The organism is Streptomyces sp. GbtcB6, from assembly GCF_019091475.1.
In the GTDB taxonomy this organism is placed as follows: domain Bacteria; phylum Actinomycetota; class Actinomycetes; order Streptomycetales; family Streptomycetaceae; genus Streptomyces; species Streptomyces hyaluromycini.
Map to the genome: position 1 here is coordinate 103,693 of NZ_JAGXJL010000033.1, position 6,192 is coordinate 109,884.

General features: G+C 70.2%; 5 protein-coding genes. 3 read left to right on the forward strand and 2 right to left on the reverse strand.

Annotated elements, in window-relative coordinates; translation table 11 throughout:
• Window positions 1-19: 19 nt before the first annotated feature.
• Both KVT45_RS39055 and KVT45_RS58205 read right to left on the reverse strand, forming a co-directional pair.
• The gene (locus tag KVT45_RS39055) at window positions 20-631 is read right to left on the reverse strand and encodes a response regulator transcription factor (RefSeq protein WP_254648007.1); all 612 of its coding nucleotides are present in this window, start codon (window positions 629-631) and stop codon (window positions 20-22) included.
• A 56-nt stretch (window positions 632-687) separates the two neighbouring features.
• Entirely contained in the window at window positions 688-1,968 is a 1,281-nt protein-coding gene (locus KVT45_RS58205) for a sensor histidine kinase (RefSeq protein WP_217554052.1), read from the reverse strand.
• Between the two features lie 222 nt (window positions 1,969-2,190).
• Here KVT45_RS58205 and KVT45_RS39065 point away from each other — a divergent pair, with 222 nt between their 5' ends.
• The 3 genes from KVT45_RS39065 to KVT45_RS39075 all read left to right on the forward strand — a co-directional run bounded on the left by KVT45_RS39065 (window position 2,191) and on the right by KVT45_RS39075 (window position 6,020).
• Window positions 2,191-4,374, forward strand: coding sequence for an MMPL family transporter (locus KVT45_RS39065; RefSeq protein WP_217554053.1), 2,184 nt, complete (start codon window positions 2,191-2,193; stop codon window positions 4,372-4,374).
• Window positions 4,375-4,755: 381 nt separating this feature from the next.
• Entirely contained in the window at window positions 4,756-5,283 is a 528-nt protein-coding gene (locus KVT45_RS39070) for a MarR family winged helix-turn-helix transcriptional regulator (protein ID WP_217554054.1), read from the forward strand.
• 71 nt (window positions 5,284-5,354) lie between these two features.
• Window positions 5,355-6,020 (forward strand): SDR family oxidoreductase, encoded by a 666-nt coding sequence (locus tag KVT45_RS39075; RefSeq protein WP_217554055.1) that lies wholly within the window; start codon window positions 5,355-5,357, stop codon window positions 6,018-6,020.
• Window positions 6,021-6,192 lie beyond the last annotated feature (172 nt).

Sequence of the window (6,192 nt, forward strand, 5' to 3'; positions counted from 1 at the left end):
CGTGTGCGGAGATCAGGTTCTAGGCGGGACGTAGACCTGCCTGGTAGGCGAGAACGACGAGTTGCGCTCGGTCGCGGGCGCCTAGCTTGGTCATTGCGTGGTTGGCGTGGGTCTTGACCGTCAGTGGGCTCAGGGTGAGTTGTTCGGCGATCTCCGTGTTGGACATGCCGGTGGCGATCAGGGCGACGATTTCGCGTTCGCGTTCGGTCAGGCCCTCCAGGAGTCGGGGATTCGCGGCCGGTCCGGGGCGGGGTTTGTCGAGGGTGAGGTAGCGGGCGATCAGGCCGCGGGTCGCGGCCGGTGACAGCAGGGTTTCGCCGCGGGCGACGGTGCGGATCGCCTCGATGAGTGCTTCGGGGCGTGTTCCCTTGCCGAGGAAGCCGCTGGCGCCGGAGCGCAGCGCTTCGAAGACGTATTCGTCGACCTCGAAGGTGGTCAGGATCAGGACCTTCACTCCGGCGAGGTCGTCGTCGGCGGTGATGCGGCGGGTGGCGGCCAGGCCGTCGAGGCCGGGCATGCGGATGTCCATCAGGATCACGTCGGCGCGGGACTCGCGGGCCAGGCGGACGGCTTCGCCGCCGGTGCCGGCCTCGGCGACCACGTGCAGGTCGGGAGCGCTGTCGATGATCATGCGCAGTCCGGCGCGAACGATGTCCTGGTCGTCGGCGAGCAGTACGCGTACCCGGCTCACTGGGTCGCTCCCGGCGATGTCGGCTGGGCCGGTGCCGGCAGTTCGGCCAGGACTCGGTAGCCGCCGCCGGTACGGGGCCCGACGGTCAGTCGGCCGCCGAGGGCGGCGGCCCGCTCGCGCATGCCGACGATGCCGTGCCCGCTGTCGCCGGGCTCGGCGTGCGGCGGACGATGGGTCGGAGGGAGGGACGTCGGTGGTCCGTCGTCCTCGACGGCGACGGTCAGCGTCCCGGGGCGGAAGGCGAGGGTGATCGTGGCGGAGGTTCCCGCGGCGTGTTTCGCGCTGTTGGTCAACGATTCCTGGACGATCCGGTAGGCGGTGAGGTCGACCGCCTCCGGCAGGGCCCTGGCCTGGCCGGTGACATCGCAGGCGACCAGCAGTCCGGTGGCGGTGAAGGAGGCGATCAGGTCGTCCAGCCGGCCCAGGCGGCCGGCGGGTTCGACGGGTTCGTGTTCGCCGGGCTGGCGGAGCAGGCCGACGGCGAGCCGCAGTTCTTCCAGAGCGGATTGGCTGGCCTGCTGGATGTGGGCGAGGGACTGCCGGGCCTTGTCCGGTTCGCTCTCCAGGACGTAGGACATCGCCCCGGCCTGGACGCTGATCAGCGCGACATGGTGGCCCACCGGGTCGTGCAGTTCCCGGGCGATGCGGAGCCGCTCGGCCTGAACGCGGCGGCGTGCCTCTTCCTCCCGTCCCTGTTCGGCGCGTCGGGCACGGTCTTCGAGCATGCTCCGCTGGGCGTGGCCGGCGCGGATCGCCTGTCCGGTGGCCGCGGCGCCCCATACCCATGCAACCGCCAGGCCGGACAGGCCGCTGTGGGCGTTCAGCCCGGTCGTCGCGCCCCTGGCCAGGAGCCACGCGCCCGTGGCTGCCGTGGTGCCGACGCACACCGGAGACTTGTCGCTGCCCAGCGAGAACGCGAACACCGCCACGACCAGGGCCAGGCCGACCGGCGCCTGCGGGATCCCGGCGGCGGTCATGACGATCGCGCCGACCGTGACCGCCGCCAGCAGCTGCCATGGTGGCCGGCGAAGGATCGGACCCAGCGCGAAACTCGCGTAGACCAGCGCGGTCACGGCCAGCTGCCCGGCGCCGAGTGCGGGCCGGCCCTGCTGCCATTCCATGACGAGCGCCGCAGCGAACAGCGCGAGGGCGACGGCGACACTGGTCGCGGCGCGCTGTATCGGCGTGCAGTACCGCGTCCACTCACACACGCGCTCGATGGGCGCGGCACGGCGAACCCGTTCGGCACCGCTGCGCAGCAGGTCAGGAAGGTTCACCTCGGCACCGTAGGCAGGCGTCGGGTACGGCGGCAAGCAAGGCACTGCGGGTGCGGTAGGGGATGCCGCGCCAGGCGGCGTGGGCACCTGCGGACGCGGTAGCCGACAGGGCTCGGCCACTGCGTGCGTGGTGGTCGAAGTCGCTGCGTCAGGCCGAAGACCTGGGCCGCTGCGATGGCGAACGATGCGAGGGTTCCTGCTCCGACCGTCTGGAGAGTCCTCGTGTCTACCCTCGCCCGGTGGTGCTTTCGCCATCGATACGCTGCCATCGGCCTCTGGCTGGTGCTGCTCGTCGGCCTCGGCGTGCTGTCCCAAGCCGCGGGCACCACCTACAAGAGCTCGTCCGCGCTTCCCGGCACCGGCTCGTCCAAGGCGCAGCAGCTGCTGGCCCAGGCGGTCCCGGAGCAGGCCGGTGACGCCGATACCGTCGTCTGGCGGGTCGAGAACGGCTCGGTGCGTGACCAGCAGGTCGCCGCCCGGATGAGCAGCGTGCTGAAGCAGATCGCCACGATGCCCGATGTGGCCGGTGTCATCAGCCCGTACGCGACGGACGGCGCCGGGCAGATCAGCGCCGACGGGCGCACCGCCTACGCCGCGGTGAACTTCACCAAGGAGAAGGACGACCTGGCCAAGCCCGACATCCAGCGGGTCGTGGACGCAGCGAGGGCGGCACGCGGGCCGGGGCTGGACGTCCAGCTCGGCGGACAGGCCATCGCCCTGACCGACGAGACCCCGCTGAGCGTGACGGCGGCAGTCGGCCTCGTGGCCGCGGCGGTGGTGTTGTTCATCGCGTTCGGCTCGTTGCTGGGGATGCTGCTGCCGATCATCACGGCGATCGCCGGGGTCGCCGGCGGCATGCTGGCGATCGCGCCGCTGACCCACGCGATGGACGTCACCAGCTACGCGCCGTTCATGGGCGCGCTGATCGGCCTGGGCGTGGGCACCGACTACGCGCTGTTCATCGTCACCCGTCACCGCAGCGGCCTGCTGAAGGGCCGGACGCCCGAGGAATCCGCGGTCACGGCCCTGGACACCTCCGGCCGCGCGGTGCTGTTCGCCGGCGGCACGGTGGCCATCGCCCTGTTGGGCATCCTGATCCTCGGCGTGAACTTCCTGAACGGCCTCGCGGCCGCCATGGTGCTCACCGTCGCCTTCACCGTCCTCGCGGCGGTCACGCTGCTGCCCGCCCTGCTCGGAATATTCGGGATGCGCGTGCTCAGCCGCCGCCAGCGGCGTGCCCTCGGCAAGCAGGACGTGAACGGGACTCCCGCGAAGGCCGGACCGTGGGCTCGCTGGACCGTGACGGTCCAGCGCCGGCCGCGAGCCATGGCCGCCGTCGCGACCGCCGTCATCGTGCTGCTGTCGATGCCGCTGCTGAGCCTGCGTCTGGGCACCTCCGACCAGGGCAACGACCCCCAGTCCAGCACCACCCGGCAGGCATACGACATGCTCGCAGAGGGCTTCGGACCCGGTTTCAACGGCCCGTTGCTGGTCGTAGCCCAGACCGGCTCGGATGCCGACGAAGCCGCACTGAAAGCGCTGGAGACCCGGCTCCCGCACGTGGCGAACGTGGCCGCCGTGACATCGGTGGCCACTGCACACGATGTCCACGTCATCAAGGTCACCCCTGGGACCTCGCCGCAGGCGCAGCGGACCGTCGACCTCATCGACACCCTGCGGAAGAAGGTCGTACCGGCCGCCGAGCAGGGCACCACACTGCACGTCTATGTCGGCGGCGCGACCGCGACCTCCGCGGACTTCGCCTCCGTGGTCGGCAGCAAACTGCCGTGGTTCCTGCTGGCCATCGTCGGACTGAGTTTCCTGCTGCTGGTGGTGGCATTCCGCAGCCTGCTGATCCCGGCCACGGCCGCGGTGATGAACCTGCTGGGCGCCGCCGCGTCCTTCGGCGTGCTCACCGCGTTCTTCCAATTCGGCTGGGGCACCGAGGCGTTCGGGATGGGCAAGGCCGGACCGGTCGAGGCGTTCCTGCCCCCGCTCCAACTGGCCCTCCTGTTCGGACTGTCGATGGACTACCAGGTGTTCCTGGTCAGCCGGATGCACGAAGAATGGGTACACAACCGCCGCAACGCCGACGCGGTACGCATCGGGCAGGTGGAGACCGGCCGGGTCATCACCGCCGCCGCGATGATCATGCTGTGCGTGTTCCTGACCTTCTCCTTCCTTGGAACCCGAGCGGTCGCCGAACCCGGCATCGGCCTGACCGTGGCGGTTGCCCTGGATGCCTTCATCCTCCGCACCGTCCTCGTGCCGGCGGTGATGTACCTCTTCGGCAACGCGAACTGGTGGCTGCCGCGCTGGCTCGACCGGCGCCTGCCGCACCTGGCCATCGATCCGCCGGAATCCGCCGACGGCACCGCCGATCCGGTGATGCCCGCCGCCGTCTGATCCCGTCACGACAGGCGTCTCGCGGTCCGTGGTGGCTCCATCGCGGACTGCGGGCGCACGGCAGCTGCGAGGAGGTGAAGCAGCGCGGCCCGAAGCAAGCGCCTCCACAGCACCGACCGCCGAGACCAACCCGGCAGGGAAGCCCTCCGCCCATTGCCGGCCTACGACGGCCCACCGGTCGGGACTGCAAGCCGCCGTCGTCGCTCCGGTCGATAGGAACGCGACCGCCGGCAGACCCGTAAAGCTCCGCACCAAGACGTTCATCGGCGCCCACTCTCCCCTGCAGTGACTTCAAGGTTGGACTGACTATGCTGCCAGATTTATTCAAGCTAAGAGTATCCGGGTTGGATTTTCAGTCCACGCTTGGAGTATGTTAGGGGTATGGAAGAGACTGAAGAGCCTGTCGGGCCGCGGTGGCTCGACGCCGATGAGCAGCAGCAGTGGTACGCGTTCGCCTACGTGCTGACCCTGCTGCCGGCCGCGCTGGAAACGCGGATGCAGCGCGACGCGGGCATCGCCCACTTCGACTACATGGTGATGTCCACCCTGTCGATGGCGCCGGAGCGCACCCTGCGGATGAGCGAGCTCGCCCAGTACGTCGGAAGCGCGCTCACCAGACTGTCCAACGTGGTCATCCGGCTGGAGAAGCGCGACTGGGTACGCCGCCACCCCGATCCCTCCGACGGCCGCGTCACCCTGGCCACCCTCACCGACGAGGGCATGGGCAAGGTCGCCGCCGCGGCACCCGGCCATGTCGAGGAGGTGCGCCGCCTGGTCTTCGACCCGCTGACCAAAGCCCAGCAGCGTCAGCTCGGCACCGTCTCCCAGCGCATCCTCGGCGCCCTGGACGCGCCGCTTCCCGTCGACTGGACACCGCCCGGTACCACGCTGCCGGCCGGCCAGGACTGACCCCTCACCCCGCACACGCCTCTTCACCCGGCCGACCGGCCGGATCACCCCCACCGTCAAGGAGTTTCCGCATGCCCACCATCGCCATCGTCGGAGCCGGACCGGGCCTGGGCCTGTCCATCGCCAAGGTCTTCGGCGCCCACGGCTTCGACATCGCACTGATCTCCCGCAACAAGGACAAGCTCGACGCCCTGGCCGCCGAACTCGACACCGCCGGGATCACCGCAGCGGGCTTCCCCGCCGACGCAGCCGACCCCGGCCAGCTCACCAGCGCCCTGGAGGCTGCGATCACGCGGTTCGGCCAGATCGACGTCCTGGAGTTCTCCCCGCACGCCAGCCTGTCCTTCACCTCGCCCGAGGAGGTGACGATCGACAACCTGCGTCCGGGGATCGACAACCTGCTGTACGGGGCGGTCACCGCCGTGCAGGCGGTACTGCCCGGGATGCTCCAGGCCGGTACCGGCACCCTGCTGTTCACCACCGGCGGCGGTGCCATCAACCCCTACCCCATGCTCGCCACCATCAACATCGCCCAGGCCGGCCAGCGCAACTATGCACTCAACTTGCACAACACCCTCGCCGACAAGGGCATTTACGCGGCCAACGTGGCCATCAACCTCATGATTGGCGCTGAGGCCCCCGAAGGCATCCCCCACCGGGCCCCCGACGAGATCGCCGCCGACTACTGGTCCCTCTACACCAGCCGTACCCAGGCCGAGCACTTCATCGGTGCCTGACCCCAGCACCCCCACGGGCAGCCACCGGTCCACTCGGACGCCGATCGGTGGCCGACGGCGGTCACTCGCCCCGGGGCGGGTGCCAGTCCACCGGAGGCGGCAGCGTGCCCTGCGCGATTATGTTCGCGTAGACGCTCTCCAGCGCCTGGCTGAGCGGCCCGACAAGCTCGCG